This is a genomic window from Paenibacillus sp. Y568 (genome assembly GCF_059445545.1).
Window position 1 is genome coordinate 147754 of sequence record NZ_JCAIUM010000005.1, and the last position, 17760, is coordinate 165513.

Sequence of the window (17760 nt, forward strand, 5' to 3'; positions counted from 1 at the left end):
GTTTATCTCTAAATTACAGAAAAATTGATCTAAATCAATTTTCATTGATAATCATTACCATATAATGGAGATGAAATAAAGAGATGATCCGGTTTGAGATATAAAAATTTGAAGGGAGTGTTTGAAGTGAAATTTAAGAAGTCTGGTAGTAACCAAGTGGATAAGCCAGTAAAGACAGCCTACAGTCTTATTAAATCGATTTGTATTGCTACCATAATAGTCGTCTTCACCGTTCTATTAGTTGGAGGGTATTGGATATTTAAAACAGAAGCACCGCGACCTGTTGTAACCGATACTGCTGGTAAAGTTATTATGACAAAGGATACCATTCAAGGGGGGCAAGCCGTTTTCCAAAAATATGCCTTAATGGATTACGGAACAGTACTAGGGAACGGCTCGTATATGGGCCCAGACTATACTGCTGAAGCCTTGAAAGTCTACACTGAGGGAATGCAAGAATTCTATGCTATGCAAGAAGGAATGAACTCATTTGCTGAACTAACTGTAGACAAACAAGCAGTCATTCGTGATAAGGTAACCACTGAGTTGCGAGAGAATCGCTATAATGATGATAAAGACACCCTCGTCTTAACCGATGCTCAAGTGTATGGTGTCGAACAAGTTAGAGCCTTTTATCGAATCGTATTTACGGAGGGTGATGGCTGGGCACTACCCGCCAACCTTATTCAAGAAGATCATATGCCTGAAACTGATCGTAAATGGGTAGCTGAAGGCGATCAAATTACTCAAATATCTGATTTCTTCTTCTGGACAGCTTGGTTATCAAGTACCGAACGTCCGGGTGAAACATTCTCATACACGAATAACTGGCCTTACTATGAAGATGCTGGTAACGTGATGACTTACTCCTCTGTTCTTTGGAGTGGTGTTAGTATTACATTGTTATCTTTGGTTATGGCAATAGTATTCTTTTTATTTCGTAAGTATCATTTGGAGATGAAAGAGTCTTATACAGCTGATAATTTCCCGAGGATTAATTTGAATGCTATACCTGTCACGACATCGCAGGTAAAATCAGTGAAGTTTTTCGTAGTCGTAGCGCTACTATTCTTTATTCAAGTAATGTTCGGAGCATTTTTAGCTCATTATTATACCGAACCAACTAGCTTCTTCGGAATGGAATGGATTGTTGATTTATTACCATTTAGCTTCGCTAAGGGTGCCCATCTTCAATTGGCCATCTTCTGGATTGCGACCGCTTGGTTAGGTGTCGGTATCTATATCACTCCAATCGCTGGTGGACGTGAGCCTAAACACCAAGGACGTCTAGTTGACATTCTATTCTGGGCATTAGTAGTCGTTGTGTTCGGAAGTCTGATCGGTGAATGGTTGGGTATCAACGGTTATTTAGGAAACCTCTGGTTCCTACTTGGTCACCAAGGATGGGAATACCTAGAATTAGGACGCTTCTGGCAGTATTTACTTGCCGCTGGTATGCTACTTTGGTTATTCATTATCTTCAGAGGAATTAAGAGTTCGTTGAAACGTGAACCCGATCGGGGTGGACTTATTCACCTTGTATTCTATGCTGCAATTGGTGTTCCGTTATTCTACTTCGCCGCTTTCTTTATTAATCCCGGTTCTAGCTACACAATGGCGGATTACTGGCGTTGGTGGATTGTCCATCTATGGGTTGAAGGTATTTTCGAAGTATTCGCGGTTGTCTTGATTGGTTTCTTATTAGTACAAATGAAACTTGTAACGAAGTCTTCAACGATTAAAGCGCTGTACTTCCAAATTATCCTTATATTAGGTGCGGGTGTACTCGGAATTGGACATCATTATTACTATAATGGTTCTGCAGAAGTATGGATTGCTCTCGGTGCTGTCTTCTCAGCCCTAGAAATTATACCGTTAACTTTATTGATTCTTGATGCGTATCAACAATATAAAATGTTACGCGATGGTGGTGTTGACTTCCCATACAAATCAACCTTCTGGTTCCTTATTTCTACTGCACTTTGGAATCTAGTGGGTGCCGGTGTATTAGGATTCTTAATCAACCTGCCTGCGGTCAACTATTTCGAACATGGTCAGCAGTTAACACCTGCACACGCGCATGCTGCCATGATGGGTGTATATGGAATGTTCGCGATTGCTTTACTTCTATACGCCTTAAGAAATGTCGTTAATCCAAAAGCTTGGAGTGATAAGCTCCTGAAATTTATATGTTGGATGTTAAATATAGGATTAGCCGGAATGGTATTCATTACTTTGTTACCTATAGGATTCATCCAATTCAAAATGGCATATGATGATGGTTATTGGTCATCACGTGATCCACTAACATATTTCAATAATGAGACAGTTCACAATTTCTTATTATTCCGATCCATTCCAGATACCATCTTCTTAATTGGTGTTGTCGCATTCGTATTCTTCATCGTTAAAGTATTCTTCAATCTACGGAAGCCAACACATGGCGAGAATGAGCCCTTACCTGTTGAGGATTTAACATTAGATGATGAGAATGAAGTGAATCTTCCTTCACATGAATAGTCAATTAAGCTTGATATATTAGGTTATTCAATAATATTAAAGAAGCCTTAGTCCTATATAGTGAACTGTGACCGTATTTGTGGAAAGTTTGAAAAAGATGACCTTTAAGAGGCAGTTAATAGGTGACTCCTAAATTCATCGGGAGTCATTTTTTTAATGCCCATTGATATCGTTCGGAGTTATAGTAGGCGATATAATCGCCAACCCTTGTTCGCAACTCAATGAGGTTCATACATGACTTGTACTCCAAATCATCCTTCATATGGCCAAAAAAACTCTCCATGGAGGCATTATCCCAGCAGTTTCCTTTCCGTGACATGGACTGGATAAACCCAGCTTTGTGTACGAGAAGTCGGAATTTAGGATGAGTATAGTGCATTCCTTGATCCGAGTGCAAAAGCGCCTCTGGATGAATATTACCGTCCAGTCGCTCGAGTAGTTTCTCCAGTGTTCGTTCTACAATTGGCATTGCCAATGATGAAGAGAGGTGGTGATTGAAGGGTCTCCATGACGTTATTCCGCAACAATATAAAGGAATAGATATGAACTCGCCCGTTTCAGGATTCTTCACAAGTGGTGGTCTGCCTGTTGCTATCGTAGACGAAACGGTATTTGATCGCTTGAAAAAAGGCATAGACCCAGCTATCCAGAAAAAGTCTTCCGTATATATCGGCATTGCTATCAATGATCACGATCATCTTAAAGAAGCTAATGACATCTTTAAGGAACTCGGATTTGGCGATACACTTGCATACGATTCACAACTAGGAATGAGTAACAACCAGAAACAAACTATGGGACTCATCGTGTTTATCGTGGGATTCCTAGGTCTAACTTTTCTGATTACATCCGGATGTATTCTTTATTTCAAACAAATGGATGAGAGTGAAGATGAAAAGGCCAGTTATACCATTCTAAGAAAGCTCGGATTCACACAAGGAGATTTGTTAACAGGAATTCAAAGAAAACAACTCTTTAATTTCGGAATCCCCTTAATCGTAGGTTTACTCCATAGCTATTTTGCAGTCCAATCAGGCTGGTTCTTATTTGGAACAGAGCTGTGGACACCGATGATTATGGTCATGTTACTTTATACAGCATTGTATTCAATTTTCGGAATCCTCTCCGTATTTTATTACAAGAAGGTCATTAAAGAGGCGCTATGATAGATTAAGTGAGCACAAGCTCCAGTACTCAGAGGTACTGGAGCTTGTGCTTACTTATTTATGACTCTGACTGGCTACTGCATAATAGACTGATTAATGCAGAAAGGATTCATTCTGTACCATTTTAAGCCACCTTATTCTTCCTTAACCCAACATTTGCAATCACATAGTGTGAGACGATAGTCATTACTAATAGTATAACTAAGCCAAACCAAGGGGAATTACTTACTGAAACATTCAATTGGTCAGATTGATATCTTTGACTCGAAGCAAAAATTCCATCTATGTTTTCACTGATCAAATAAGAGGAAATCGACAGGTAAACTATATTTGGAATGCTATATATCAGACCCCTATTTTTAACATGAGTAGGATCCTTCTTCTTGTCTATTTGCTGTCCCCACAAACAAATAACTAAACTAACAAGTGAAGGAATAAGAATAAACCCAAAAACCCAAAAAACGTCAACACGATCTTCTAGAAGAATTATTAGAATTAACGCTACTATATGTACTATACAGGAAGTAAGAAATATCCCTTTACTCTTCAAAATAATAACCCCCTCATAAATTCATTACGTTGTAACTAGGTTTCAATACTACAGATCTCTCCTTTCAAATCTTTTAATTCCAACAAAATTACAAAGAATGAAGTATATTAAAGAAACTCCTACATTAATAGAGAAAATTGTAAATATTTTAGATGTATCAGATAAATCTATAGTACTAAGTTGTTCCGTGTAATACTGGAGCGAAATATACTTGATTCCAGGGAATTTGGAGATAAAAATAAATACAATAAACAAGATACTAAAAATAATCACAGAAGTATTTGTCTTGAAAAAGGTACTAAGCATAACACTCAAATTAATCGTAAATATATATACCAATACAATAGATATGAAAAATAAAATCATACCAACAATTTCTTCCTTCTTGATAAATTGGCTTGAAATAATATCTTCACGTTGAACTGCAAAAATATAAAACATTACCATTGTTACTAAGAAAAATATAATGCATATCAAACTAACCATAGCGATTAAAGACCAGACCTTTGCTTGATATATCTTCCGCCGATTATTGATTCTTTGCGTATATAATAAGATGCTTTTATTCTCAATTTCCCCACCCAGTGATCTAGAAGCAATTAAAGATAGTATGAAAAAGTAGATGAAAATGGAGTCAACGAAAAAAAACATGTTTAAAAAGAAACCCATAGCATATTCTTTACCTTCTCCGTTGAAGACGATAGCAGAGGAATTAAGAAATACTCCAATACTATAAAGTGCTGGGATTCCAAACATTGTGAGCATAATCCACATATCCTTACGATGTAAGAGTTTCCTGAATTCGATGTTCCATATTGCCTTGTTGCTCAACATTGTTAATATCTCCTTTAAACAACCTAATAAGTGACCCTTCCATAATTTCAAAATCCGTAATAGCAATTTCCTGATAGACGAGTACTTTTAGAATCTTATTCAAATCATTTAGTTTCTGCATAGTAATGACATTATTATGGATGACCAAATCGTTGTTACATGCAGCGAATATGATGGATTTGAAATTCTCACTTATTCTATCTACAGTGATAACATATTTTCTAGCATCATCAAAAACTCCGTCATACATTTTAACTCCATCTTCGATATATATAATTCGATCGCATACATCCTTAACCTCAGTTAAGTTATGATCAGAAAAAATAATAGCCTTTCCTTCTTTTTTAGCTTTGTCTACAATAATTTTCTTTACAAATTCCCTTCCCATCACATCTAGACCCACTAAAGGTTCATCTAAGATAAGTAATTCTTTGTTATTCAAAAGAGCTTGAGCTAAACCGAGTCTTTGTTTCATCCCAAAAGAATAAGTCTTTACATATTCTTTTTTTCTCTCGTGCAGTCCCACTAATTCTAATACTTCAAGTAACTCCTTATGAATTGAACTGATATTTGTAACACCGTCAGCCATCATAAGTAATTTCAAATTATCATACGCATTTAAATAGTCTAAAAAACTACTTTCAATCAAAACACCAAAATCGGAAATTAAATGCTTATTTTGGAGAAGGTTCTCATCATTTATAAAAATCTCTCCGGAAGAGATATGAATATGATTAACAATGCAGTTTAACAGTGTCGTTTTACCCGAGCCATTCTTCCCAATTAAACCGATCACCTCGCCTGAATTTATCGTCATTGAAAAGTCACTTAGTGCCAAGTGGTTTCCATAATACTTCGTAATATTTCTTACTTCTAGTTTCATGTGATTTCTCCTAATACAAATTTAAAAGGGTAGCGTTGAAATACTCTCACAATGCTACCCACTCCTAACTACCAGCTCTTAGCATAACTCACACATAAAAAAGTACGTATAAGTTCGGTGTCTCTTAATCGTTCAACAAGGTTTCGTCCCTTATCATCTAATCCAATAATAGAGCCATTGCTTAAATTCCCAATCATATCTAACCCTTCTATTTCGAAATGCCTGACTCGATTATGTAAATTAAACTTTTTCCATTTATCAAATTCATATATATCCTCCTCATCAATTCTTAAAATTTACTAAACCATTATAGAAGTGAAATCGAGTTGTCAGAATACTATTGAGCAAATAGTATAGTATTTTACATAAGAAGAAACATTTAACACTAGTATATTTTATTACTTTTTTATTAAATATAAACATAATAAACATTTTTTCCTAATACCTATAATATTTCATTTAGTAGGGTTTAAAATATGATTACTATCACTTTAAATCATTTTTTATATTAGTCTATTATTATTTATTAAGGAATAATAGTAAGAAAAACGAACTCCAGACTATAAGGTCTGGAGTTCGTTCATTTCTTTCCACCCAAGAGACTCCACTCCATTCTGAATATACATATAGGTATATCAGTTAATGAGGATGGAAAGGGTGACCTCTATTGAAATTGAAGTTAAAGAAGAAGATAACCACAACGATACGCAAGTCGGCTACGCAGAGGGTCAACTTTGCAGTTATGGGTGATAGTCATGTTGGTTACTTGAATAGTCTGAACATATTTAGAGGCCTTCTACCTAAAGCCGTCGCATCGGGTAACAAGAAGTTTGTTATCCTCGGAGGGGATAATAAGCACGGATTTGTGGGGACTGTAGCGGAAGCCGATTATAAAGCATTCAAAGATACCGTCACAAGAAATTTGGGACCCAAAAACATCCCCTATAAAGCATCTATAGGGAATTGGGAAGATAACACTAGAGTCTTATTCAACAAATATTTGGGGGCTGTTTATGGACAAATGAACTTCCCAGGTACAAAGGGTAAGGTGAAATATGTTTGGTTTGATAGATTGAACTAAAGGCGAACCGCAAACTTTAGTTCATTCTATCTTGATAATGCACCAGGGAAATTTAGCTATGATAGTATAAGTCTGCTCAAAACGTTGAGCCCTAATTATTACTACATTATCGATTGCCATTGGCCACTGCGGGTTAGTGGAATTACAGTAGACCCCTCCCACGTCCTAAGTCAGCAAGAAACGGATCATTTCTTTAGAGCGATCCCTTCCAATGTGAGGAACAAGATCCTCGGTATTTTCTAGCATCATTCCCATACGTTTTATGAAAATCTAAACAATATTTATCCTGGTTTTACGAAGACCAAATTTTATGTATGCGGATGCTCAGGTGCTTACAAATGTAAATGTAATTCCGCTAGTTGTGGTCGGGGTTACTATGATGCAACCTTGACCATCAACAATAATCAAGTCGATCTTGCGGTCAAGACAGTAAAATCTTAAAAAGTTGACTCTTATCTTTTTCATGCTGGAGATACAAATCACTGACTTCCCTTTTAACAGTCCCTCCGGCAAAACTTTACCTGTATCCTTATACGCGCATCCCGATGCAAATATCTGGTCGATATAGCCCATAACATAGCTGGAGGACGTCCCCACCAAATCGGATATATCAAACTGCCCACATCAGCTGATCCCTGTATAGAGCTAAATCTGGATCGGAATGCAATTCTTGAATACATTGCTGTCAGTCAGCCAGTTACGCTAAGTGAAATCAGCGAATGAATGCAGAAGTCCATGCGAACACGAGCCGCGAACTCAGAAAACTAACTGAAGGACAATTATGTGAAAAGATAACCGATGACGAAGACCGGCGTAATAGCGTATCAAGTGAATCCATTTCGGGTCAAGTTTTTCAGTATTTCTCCTTACTTACCATTCGAGCCTCTATATTCAATCATTCTAGTGTTTACATGTACAATTGAACTCTAATGTTCACCCACCACACGCCATCTTAAGAGTAGGGATTCCCGGTGCTCCGCAGCAATGTCGAAACGATATGTCGTCAGCAACTTTCCTAACTTAACAGAAGATAGTAACGGATGGACCTTAATGTCCGGAAGTACAGGTAAAGAGAAAGCTGAATTCATGTAATCTGTCTGTGCGTCGCTCGATAGTACGAAATCTATGAATTGCTTCGCAGCGGTCTTATTATTTCCACTCTTCAAAATGGATACCGCCCCAATCTCCCATCCTGCCTGCGGAGGAATAGAGGAAGAAATAGCATATCCTGAGTTTGTGAAGCGAAGCTGATCCCCCATGAAGCTAACGACTGCGGCAACATCTCCTACAGCAAGTCGCTGTGCAGAGCTAATTCCGGAGAATGTCGTCGAAGAACTTTGCATCTTCAGTGCATTCATAAGTTCCACTGCCTTCTTCTCACCACGTTCCTGTGCAAGCGAAGCCAGTAATGTATATCCCGTTCCAGATGTTTCAGGATCAGGAATTTCTATTTTCCCTTTAAGCTCTGGCCTTAGTAAATCTTCATATCGTTCTGGGAGCGCTAAATCCGCAAGCAGTGGATCCTGCTTCCATACTTGCTCATTCACGCCAATAGCCAAGGCACCCATATACATCCCGGTCCAGAAACCGTCCTTATCTTTGTATATTTCGGGTATCTTATCAACCATACGTGACGTATAACGAATTAATTTGCCATTCTTCTTAAGCTGTTCATGAAGATCAGCCGGTCCCCCAAGGACGACATCAATACCCGTCTTGTTCATCTGTAACAGATGATAACTTGCCTCTCCACTGGACATCCGAATGACTTCATAAGACTGACCCGTCTCCTTCTTGAACTTTTCCAGCAGAATACGTGCCTCATCCTCCTGAAAAATCACATATACCTTGAGTGGCTGCTTACTTTGCTTACCGGGATAGAACAATATAAGGACAAGCACGGCTGCCACAACCATCGTTATAATAATGCTTCTACTTTTCAATTACATCTCTCCTCCCGTTTAGTAAGCCTGCCTATATCCGCCCTCTTTAGCTTCCTCACATATACGCCAAAAAAGGAAAACGATTGTTCTCCTTTTTTGAGCTACGATATCAATTTATGATTTAATCTTTTTAATAATATGGATTCTATCAGCCGCTGCGCTCATTTGGACTTGACCTTCAAAGGTCTTCTGACCAATATCATACGCATCCACAATCCATTCTTTACCAGACTGACCAGTTAAGAAGTAACGCTCTTTCTCTCCTAGGAACATCGACGATTTAACGACTCCGAAGACGTTAAACTCTCCCACTTCAGGCTGATTAAGACGTAATGACTCTGGGCGAATACTCAGAAGAACTTCCTCACCCTCCGTCAGCTTCTCATCCGTGGCAATCGTAACGCTATCTCCCGCTTGACCGTAGCGAACCGTGGCCTTACCCTCTCTATTTTGTATAACTGTTGCCTCTATAAAATTGGTAGTTCCAATAAAGTCAGCTACATATTGCGTACGGGGTTCATAGTATATCTCGTGGGGTGTACCGTACTGGTCTATCGCTCCTTTATTAAAAACAACGATCTGATCCGACATCGACAAGGCTTCCAATTGATCATGTGTTACATAGATGACGGTGAGTCCAAGCTCCTGCTGAATGGCCCGTAGTTCAACCCGTACCTCTTCACGTAATTTAGCATCGAGATTACTGAGCGGCTCATCCAGAAGAATAATGGGTGAGTTCATAACGAGGGCGCGGGCCATCGCTACACGCTGTTGTTGACCGCCTGACATTTCATGAGGATAACGCTCTTCCAGCCCGGTTAATTTCACCTGTGCCATAACATCCTTAACGCGTTGTTGCACTTCGTCTTCAGGCCGCTTCTTAATATCTAACCCATAGGCAATATTATCAAATACTGTCATATGTGGGAACAGTGCGTATTCCTGAAATACCATCGGAGTACCCCGTTTGTAAGGAGGTAAATCATTGACTAGCTTCCCATCAATCCATACCTCACCCTCGTCGACCGTGTAAAAACCTGCGATAGATCGCAGTAATGTCGTCTTGCCGCATCCGCTCGGGCCTAGGAAGGTGATGAACTTCCCTCGTTCAATCTGTAAGTTTATATTTTTCAGGACGTGGTTATTGCCAAACACTTTATTCACATTTTTTAGATCTAGTAGTATGTTGGATTCCATCGTGCCCACTCCCTTCTCTGTCATTAGAAATCAAATATTTTTACTTTAGACCGGAAGATCAACTTAATCACGCCAAGCGTAGCTAGTGTTGTTCCCATCAACCCAACGGCTACAGCGGCTGCCCAATAGTAGGTTCCTGTTTCGGCGTAGTTAAAGATCGCCACAGCTGCAACAACCCATTTTGGGGTGATTAAGAAAATAATTGTGCTCAATGTATTCATATTTTTCATAAACGCATAGACAAAGTTCGCTACGACGGTTTTTTGCAGCATTGGAAATACAATCGTTGTCAGCGTCTTACGACTATTCGCACCCAGATTGTTGGCTGCCTCTTCGATCGATTTATCCACTTGTTTAAAGGATGCTGTTAATCCACGATACCCAACAGGCATCTGTTTGAGTAACATCGCAATGACAATTAGCGCCGCAGATCCTTGTAAGACAATCGGCCCATTACTAAAAGCCACGATCAGAGCAAGACCCACAAATGTTCCTGGAAGTGCAATCGGTAGAACCGCGCTGAAATCGAGTAATCTTTTACCTGGAAAAGGTTTACGGACAACAATATAAGCAAGAACTAGGGCAAATGCCACTGCCAGAATAGCACTAATTAACGATAATACTAAACTGTTCAGTACGGCTGGACTGGATGAACTAAATACAACCTTCATAATGTGATCCAGTGTGAACGTGTTATCTCGGCCGAAGTTTTTCGTAAAGGCAAATAGAATCGTAATCGCAAACATCGAAATAATGAACAATGAAATCAAGCTGTTAAATGTAAAGAGTAACGCATCGGTTTTCTTAGATGTTGTGATCCGTTTCAATCCAGATACTGGCTTACCTGTAATCGTAGAGTAGGAGCCTTTGGATAACACCTTATTTTGAACCCAGAATACAATCAGTGCAGGAATTACTAGGATAATCCCCATAACAGAAGCAAGTCCTGCCTCGTTATTGATTATTTCCCCGTAAATTTCAACAGCAAGGAGTGAATAGTTACCACCAATTAGCTTCGGGTTCCCAAAGTCAGCGAAACAGTTAATCGCTACCAGCAAGAACGCATTAATGACACCTGGAAATGCAAGCTTGAGTGTGATGGTACGAAATAATTTAAAACCTCTCGCTCCAAGATTCTGTGCTGCAATCTCCAGATTTGGAGATATGGCTCGCAACACACCCGTTATAGTCATATAGGCCAGCGGGAAATAAGAAATGGTCTGAACAATCCATAGACCCGGAAGTCCATACAGATCAAGTTCAAAATTGAAATTAGTATTTAACCACTGAGAGATCATACCGCCACGCCCGAAAAGTAACAGGAATGCTAATCCACTCATGACCGAAGGGGCTAATAACGGAATAAAGGCAATAAAGCGGAAGAATTTCTTTCCCCGGATGTTACTGTAATTAATAGCATACGCATATATAAATCCGAATATGGTTGCTGTAAGTGCAGAGAGCGATGAGCTGACCACGGTATTTAATAACGCTTTACCATAACGTGGCTTACTAAAGAATGTTGCCCAATTGTCAAAGCCCGATGTACACACAACGTATACGAGCGGATAAACGACAAATAGAATGAGGAATGCAAAACTGGTCAGTACGAGTACGAGTGACGATGGATCTTTGAAGAGCCTCTTGACCGACTCCCCAACGCCTTTTTTTTCTTTCATAGGGGGCGACTCCCACCTTTCTGCTATCCATTAAGGGGCGTTACACTGACCATTACAGCCATGTATAACACCCCATTGGCTCTCTTTTATTTCAAATTCTTCAGTGCACTTTGTAATTCTTTACGTTGGGAAGCTGCTTTCAACAAATCATAAGCATCATTATATTTTGTTGTCTTAATATCGATTCCACCCTCTGGAATCGGTACAGATGCTTTAACGGACACGGCATAAGCTGATTGTGTATACAACTCACCTGGTTCATTCGTAAGCATATAATCCATTAATTTCTTTGCAGCTTCTGTGTTAGGGCCATTCTTAACAATGGATAATGCCCCAACTTCATAGCCTGCAGCTTCTGGTACGACACTTACAATTGGATTACCTTGGTGTTTAATTTTCAATTGGTCACCTAAGAATGTCACACCAATGGTGTATTCGCCTTTAGCAGCTTTCTGAATTGGCTCAATACCGGATTTCGGTCTTTCCTTCAGGTTCGGTAGCAATTGCTCAATATAATTCAACATTTCTTCCTCACCCCATACTTGGGCTAGTGAAGCTACTGCTGTATAAGCTGTGCCTGATGTTGCTGGATCAGACATACCGATTTCGCCTTTAAATTTAGGATCTAGTAGGTCCTTAAAGGACTCAGGATATGGGTCACTGCCGTACTTATCCTTCCAACGTTCCTCATTAATACCTATCGCAATCGGGTTAAGATAGAATCCTGTCCAGAACCCCTCTTTGTCCTTCATATTGTCAGGAATATCAGATGCGTTCGGAGAAGTATATGCTTCTAGTGATCCCGCTTCTTTCAACACTTGGTGGGAATCTGCTGGTCCACCCATCAGAAAGTCAGCTTGTGGATTACCCATCTCGTTCTGTACACGGGATACGGCTTCACCACTTGGTAAGCGTAGAATGTCATAATCAATACCGGTTTCAGCTTTGAATTTATCGAGTAATTTACGTGCTTCTTCTTCTTGGAAGATGGAATATACGGTGATCTTCTGTTTTTCTTTTCCACCGAATATGCCAGATTTAAACATAAAGAACCCCGCTACTAATACAATCACTATGACCGACAATATAATGACCGAACTGTTACTCTTTTTATTTCTTGCCATAGATTAAACCATCCCTTCAATTTCAATATGAGGTATCGTTTAACTTGAAATAGGCCCTTTGATTCGTCTCATCCAGAAGGTCATACACCACGATATAAGCACTGTCATATCGATCCAAATGAATCCAGTGCTTTTTCGCTCGATAGTCACTCGTGAGTTGAATGACAAAGTGTGCGTCTGGTGGTTGTTGCAAGTCATTAAAATGGCTGAAATCGATGATACGCGCTGCTTCCTTAATCTGTAATGTTAATTCCTGTCTCTCATGTTGTGAGAGAGCCGTAAGTACACCCTGTTGAAGTGAGAACACGTCATTATTCTTGTTCTCCACTGCAGATCCAATCGTTCTTGTCGTTAGGATTTTATCAATGAGTGTACTTTGCAACTTACGGATGTTAGCACTCACATTAAGCGAATTGACCAATCCATCGCCGAATTGAAACGCATTCGTCTCCACTTGAAATGGAATATCTTCTTGATCCAAATAAGCTATAGTCCCTGTTAATAGAAGCCTTGGTACCTGCTTCTGTTCACGCTGAGTACCCAAGGATAATAACCTAGAGAAAGAAGATTTCAAATTCAACAGTTCCTTCGGATCATCAATGGAGATAGTCCCTAGCCCTGGATATGTAATATCCACGCGCATAGGAACACCTGCAACACGATCGAGGCTATCCTGCTGAGGAGGTACGATATGCACAACGTCGACAGGTGTACGAAAAGCGTAAGAACAAATAGCGATTAATAGACCACCTATTATGACTTGTAGCAAGATGAGGCGAAACCATGAAAGCCCTTTCATGTCCTCTGGCATTTACTTTAACCTCCACATGTATCAAAAAAATTTTAGATTTGTATCACTTTTGTAACAACGCTTACATTTTTCAATTTATCGGAAATTGTAGCTGGACTTCTGTCCCTTGCCCCTCTGCGCTGTGGATGACAATACTTCCTCCCTGCAGTTCCATAAACTGCTTGCAGATCGGTAATCCTAAGCCGTGTGTCTCCTTCGTAATGACGCGGTCCTGCTTCTCAGCCGAGGGTAGAAACAATATCTGTTGATCCTGTTGCGATATTCCCTTCCCATTATCCACAATTCGAACCAGACCATGGTGTTCATGCTCTGTCAGTTCAATATGTAGCTGTGTACATTCGCTATGCTTAATAGCATTATCAATCACGTTAAATAGTACCTGTTGGGTTCGTTTTGGATCTAAATATATGTTACAAGGTGAGATCTCCACCGTGGTAGATATCGTTGATTTCTTAAGTGTCGGCTGGAGGATCCGGAGACTGTCCGTAATAAGAACCCCCAAATCAGCCTGTTCAAGTATGATGCGCCAGGCTTCATCCCCTTTGAGCGATGTATATAGGAGTTCATCAACCATCGTTAATAACCGTGTGCTCTCTTTACGGATGTAGATATTACACTCTTGTATTTCTTCCGTCCGGTTCATTCTTGCAATCAAATCAGAGAAACCAATAATGGAAGTGAGCGGTGTCTTTAACTCGTGGGTGATATTATCATAAAAGGCCTTCTGTTTCCCTTGTTCATAATGTAGCATTTCGATGTGATGTTGCAGGGCATCCGACATGTGATTGAAATCCTTAGCCAATTCGCCTATTTCGTCCTGACTGCTCACCTGTATCTTTCTGCTGAAGTCACCGACAGATACGGACTTAAGTGCCTGTTGTAGCGCATGCAAGGGTTTCATTAGAAAAGATGAAAAGGAATAGCTACCCAGTAACGAGAAAATTAAGCAACCTAACGCCGCTCCTATAAACCAGCTCCGCATCTGGTGAAGTGTCTCACTATTCTCGTGGAGATCCAATAAATAACGAAATCCACCTACCATCTTTCCTTCATACCAGAAAGGTACAGAATAGATGAGATATTGTGTGCCTTCGCCTGCGGTAATGACCGTCGTTGTATTTCCCGATAATGCTATCTTAATGTCATCGCGTTTGAGCAAATTCTCCTTATCACTACTGCTACCGACGATGGTCTCATCTAGAGCGAATAGTTGTACTTGAAAGTTGCTATTCGAAGCTAGATGTGAGGCGATAAGGGGAGCGTATGCACCCGAGAATAACTGTTCTATGTTGATTTTCTTATCGCTTACGATCTTCAAGGCTTCAATCCGATGCAGAGCAGAATACTGGTTTAACGTCTGGGTGTCACGTTCGATCATGCTCTTATTAAGCGTATAGTTAACGATGAAATACATCGCTGTAAGCAGCATGATAATCGTAACGGCATGCTGTATAAACATTTTATTACGTAACCCCATACCTATACCTCCAGCTTATAGCCCAAGCCATGTACGGTCGCAACCAAGTGCTCATTGGGTCTCATTTTCTCCCGAAGACGATTCACCATCATGTCCACGGAGCGTGTATGACCATAATAATCGTAACCCCAGACCTGATCTAACAGATCCTCACGGGTGAACACCTTCTTCGGATTCGTACATAACAACCACATGAAATCAAACTCTTTACTAGTCATTTTAAGGAGTTGGCCGGCAATCTTACAGGAATGCTCCCGCTTGTCAATCTCAATAGGCCCAATCTGAATGACTTCAGTTGCCACGATCACCTTCATCCGTCGCATAACTGCCTTAATACGTTCAATGAGTTCACGTGTCTCAAAGGGCTTCGTCAGATAATCATCTGCTCCAAGCTGAAATCCTAATATTTTATCGTTCATTTCATTCTTAGCGGTGAGGACAATGACGGGTACTGTCTTATACTGACGTTGAAGTATCTGAAGAAGTTCAAATCCGGAACGGTCAGGCAACATAAGATCAAGTAGAATGATATCTGTATGCTCGGACTCAAGCTCTGTTAATCCTGCAGCTACAGAGCCTACAGCCTTCGGGTGGTATCCTTCAACTTCCAAGCTTAATTTAAGCAACATTTGGATACTGGGATCGTCTTCAATGATGAGAATATTCATAAGTTACCCCCTCTTCATGTAATACCAATTCTTACTCTTGTTCGTTACAATCTATCATATGTCATTCATATCCCCCTTATAATAACGGATACTTCTCGTGATGCACACATATTCTATTCGTTTGTATCTTTTGCTAATTAAATATGCCCCTTTGTTCAGCCTTTGGAATGATGTTCATTCACCATAAATATCGCTACTCTATTAATGATAGACAACATATAATTGATCCCTTAAACTTAACAAATCGCGAATAAATTACAAGATGGAGTGAATTTATGGTTTCGAATCAATTATCAGAGTTGCATCAGCGTAATAAATTAATTGTTTGGTTGTTGTGGGGCTGTTTATTACTTGGTATAGGTGCAAATTACAATTATCCTAACACCATCATTACCCTTCTCTCAGCGGGTCTCCCCCTTGCCTTGTTGTGCACAGTACTTGTGTGGAGACGATTGGCACCAGCCTATATGATGTACGTAACTTCCCTTGGCTTCAATGTCATTGCATTCTTCTTCATTCATACAACGAGCAACATTATCAACATGCTCATTATATATTTAGGGCTAGGAATCGTATCGCTATACCATAACTATCGTCCTTTAGTTGTTAATGGTGTCATATCTGCCATTATGATCAACTACTTCTTGATGACGAAGGAATCCTATGCTTCAGTAGTTCCCATCGGAGTTAATGCTTTCCTCATTCTCATGGTCTTAGTACTCGTGTTCCAGAGTCGAATCGGTTCGAGAATGATAGGAAATATGTCAAAGAGTAACAGTGAATCAGAACGTGCTAAGTCGGAGATGGAGGAGGTAATTACGAGTGTTACTGAATCTGTGGGTGTTCTGAGTCGTTCTAGCAACCTTATCCAGGATAATGCGCTAACAACATACCGTGTTTCCAAGGAGGTCGTGAGTGCCTTCAAAGAAATTGCTATAGGTGTCGAATCACAAGCATCTAGTGTTACTGACATTTCCCATGCAATGCAACAATTGAACGAAACGGTGATGCAGGCAAATGAAGCATCCATCACGATGAGTGGCAAGAGTCGTGACACCGACCAGTTCACACAAGAAGGCCAAGAAAAGATTATTCGCCTAACTGACAATATGTCAGAGGTGACATATATCGTAACGAGAACATCTGACATTATGAAACACATGAATGAGCAAAACCAAAAAATAGAGACGATAGTTGCCACTATCGTTGGGATTGCCCAGCAGACTAATCTCTTGTCATTAAATGCTTCCATTGAAGCCGCGAGAGCAGGTGAACACGGCAAGGGATTCGCAGTTGTTTCTCATGAAATTCGTAAATTAGCACAGAACTCTCACGAAGCATCAGCAGACATTGCAGGAATTCTTGGAACTGTTCAGAAGAATATCGAGCAGGCAACCGACATGGTAAGTAACGGTCTGCTCGCTGTTGAATCAGGGAGAACATCCGTAGATGAGATTTCTCGCTTGTTCGGTGGCATTCGTGATAATACACAAGGCGTTCTAGAGCAGGCTGAAAGCCTGAAGACCATGAATGGACACATCCATCATTCCTCTAATGTTGTATTAGGTGAACTACATTCTGTCGCGGCAATTACTGAAGAAAATTCAGCATCCATTGAGCAGGTCTTGGCAAGCGTCGAAGTCCAGCAACAACTTGTATCCGAGACAGTAACCAACATTGGCCATTTGAATCAATTGGCAGGAACTTTAGAAAGCTTGACGAAAAAACCATAGATTCGATACATGTTGATCTAGACGTTCACTTCCAAGTTTCCCATTATTCTTGAGAGAAATAGACATACCAAAGCCCCTAACTCATATTTTAGAA

General features: G+C 39.9%; 14 protein-coding genes and 2 pseudogenes. 4 read left to right on the plus strand and 12 right to left on the minus strand.

Annotation, left to right across the window (positions count from 1 at the left end; genetic code table 11):
* Window positions 1-126 precede the first annotated feature (126 nt).
* On the plus strand, window positions 127-2520 hold the full coding sequence (locus tag AC1D7X_RS09240) for a nitric-oxide reductase large subunit (protein ID WP_495456504.1): 2394 nt from the start codon (window positions 127-129) through the stop codon (window positions 2518-2520).
* A 145-nt stretch (window positions 2521-2665) separates the two neighbouring features.
* On the opposite strand, the gene AC1D7X_RS09245 is transcribed toward AC1D7X_RS09240, so the two are convergent.
* Window positions 2666-2989 (minus strand): integrase core domain-containing protein, encoded by a 324-nt coding sequence (locus AC1D7X_RS09245; protein WP_495475073.1) that lies wholly within the window; start codon window positions 2987-2989, stop codon window positions 2666-2668.
* A 25-nt stretch (window positions 2990-3014) separates the two neighbouring features.
* Between AC1D7X_RS09245 and AC1D7X_RS09250 the strand changes: the two are divergent.
* Window positions 3015-3686 (plus strand): annotated as a pseudogene (locus AC1D7X_RS09250) (bacitracin ABC transporter permease); the annotation flags it as partial.
* Window positions 3687-3810: 124 nt separating this feature from the next.
* Here AC1D7X_RS09250 and AC1D7X_RS09255 read toward each other — a convergent pair.
* From AC1D7X_RS09255 to AC1D7X_RS09265, 3 genes are read right to left on the minus strand one after another with little or no spacing between them, the layout of a single operon-like run.
* Window positions 3811-4236: a hypothetical protein gene (locus AC1D7X_RS09255; RefSeq protein ID WP_495456506.1), complete on the minus strand. Its 426-nt coding sequence runs from the start codon at window positions 4234-4236 to the stop codon at window positions 3811-3813.
* 48 nt (window positions 4237-4284) lie between these two features.
* Window positions 4285-5001, minus strand: a complete 717-nt coding sequence (locus tag AC1D7X_RS09260; RefSeq protein WP_495475074.1) for a DUF2705 family protein — start codon at window positions 4999-5001, stop codon at window positions 4285-4287.
* A 13-nt stretch (window positions 5002-5014) separates the two neighbouring features.
* Window positions 5015-5953 (minus strand): ABC transporter ATP-binding protein, encoded by a 939-nt coding sequence (locus tag AC1D7X_RS09265; protein ID WP_495456508.1) that lies wholly within the window; start codon window positions 5951-5953, stop codon window positions 5015-5017.
* Between the two features lie 667 nt (window positions 5954-6620).
* On the opposite strand from AC1D7X_RS09265, the gene AC1D7X_RS09270 reads away from it, so the two are divergent.
* Window positions 6621-7034 carry a metallophosphoesterase gene (locus tag AC1D7X_RS09270; protein WP_495475075.1) on the plus strand — a complete coding sequence of 138 codons (414 nt, stop codon included), beginning with the start codon at window positions 6621-6623 and terminating at the stop codon, window positions 7032-7034.
* Window positions 7035-7493: 459 nt separating this feature from the next.
* Here AC1D7X_RS09270 and AC1D7X_RS09275 read toward each other — a convergent pair.
* The 8 genes and pseudogenes from AC1D7X_RS09275 to AC1D7X_RS09310 form a co-directional block, all read right to left on the minus strand.
* Window positions 7494-7707: pseudogene (locus AC1D7X_RS09275) on the minus strand (NAD(P)H-dependent oxidoreductase); the annotation flags it as partial.
* A 253-nt stretch (window positions 7708-7960) separates the two neighbouring features.
* Complete coding sequence (locus AC1D7X_RS09280) at window positions 7961-8977, minus strand: extracellular solute-binding protein (RefSeq protein ID WP_495456510.1); 1017 nt, start codon at window positions 8975-8977, stop codon at window positions 7961-7963.
* A gap of 114 nt (window positions 8978-9091) precedes the next feature.
* On the minus strand, window positions 9092-10174 hold the full coding sequence (locus tag AC1D7X_RS09285) for an ABC transporter ATP-binding protein (RefSeq protein ID WP_495456511.1): 1083 nt from the start codon (window positions 10172-10174) through the stop codon (window positions 9092-9094).
* A 23-nt stretch (window positions 10175-10197) separates the two neighbouring features.
* Window positions 10198-11853, minus strand: coding sequence for an ABC transporter permease (locus AC1D7X_RS09290; protein ID WP_495456512.1), 1656 nt, complete (start codon window positions 11851-11853; stop codon window positions 10198-10200).
* Between the two features lie 86 nt (window positions 11854-11939).
* On the minus strand, window positions 11940-12977 hold the full coding sequence (locus AC1D7X_RS09295) for an ABC transporter substrate-binding protein (RefSeq protein ID WP_495456513.1): 1038 nt from the start codon (window positions 12975-12977) through the stop codon (window positions 11940-11942).
* A gap of 22 nt (window positions 12978-12999) precedes the next feature.
* Complete coding sequence (locus tag AC1D7X_RS09300; protein WP_495456514.1) at window positions 13000-13788, minus strand: DUF3919 family protein; 789 nt, start codon at window positions 13786-13788, stop codon at window positions 13000-13002.
* Window positions 13789-13858: 70 nt separating this feature from the next.
* On the minus strand, window positions 13859-15265 hold the full coding sequence (locus AC1D7X_RS09305) for a sensor histidine kinase (RefSeq protein WP_495475076.1): 1407 nt from the start codon (window positions 15263-15265) through the stop codon (window positions 13859-13861).
* Window positions 15266-15267: 2 nt separating this feature from the next.
* Entirely contained in the window at window positions 15268-15933 is a 666-nt protein-coding gene (locus AC1D7X_RS09310) for a response regulator transcription factor (protein WP_495456516.1), read from the minus strand.
* 275 nt (window positions 15934-16208) lie between these two features.
* Between AC1D7X_RS09310 and AC1D7X_RS09315 the strand changes: the two genes are divergently transcribed.
* Window positions 16209-17666: a methyl-accepting chemotaxis protein gene (locus AC1D7X_RS09315; RefSeq protein ID WP_495475077.1), complete on the plus strand. Its 1458-nt coding sequence runs from the start codon at window positions 16209-16211 to the stop codon at window positions 17664-17666.
* Window positions 17667-17760 lie beyond the last annotated feature (94 nt).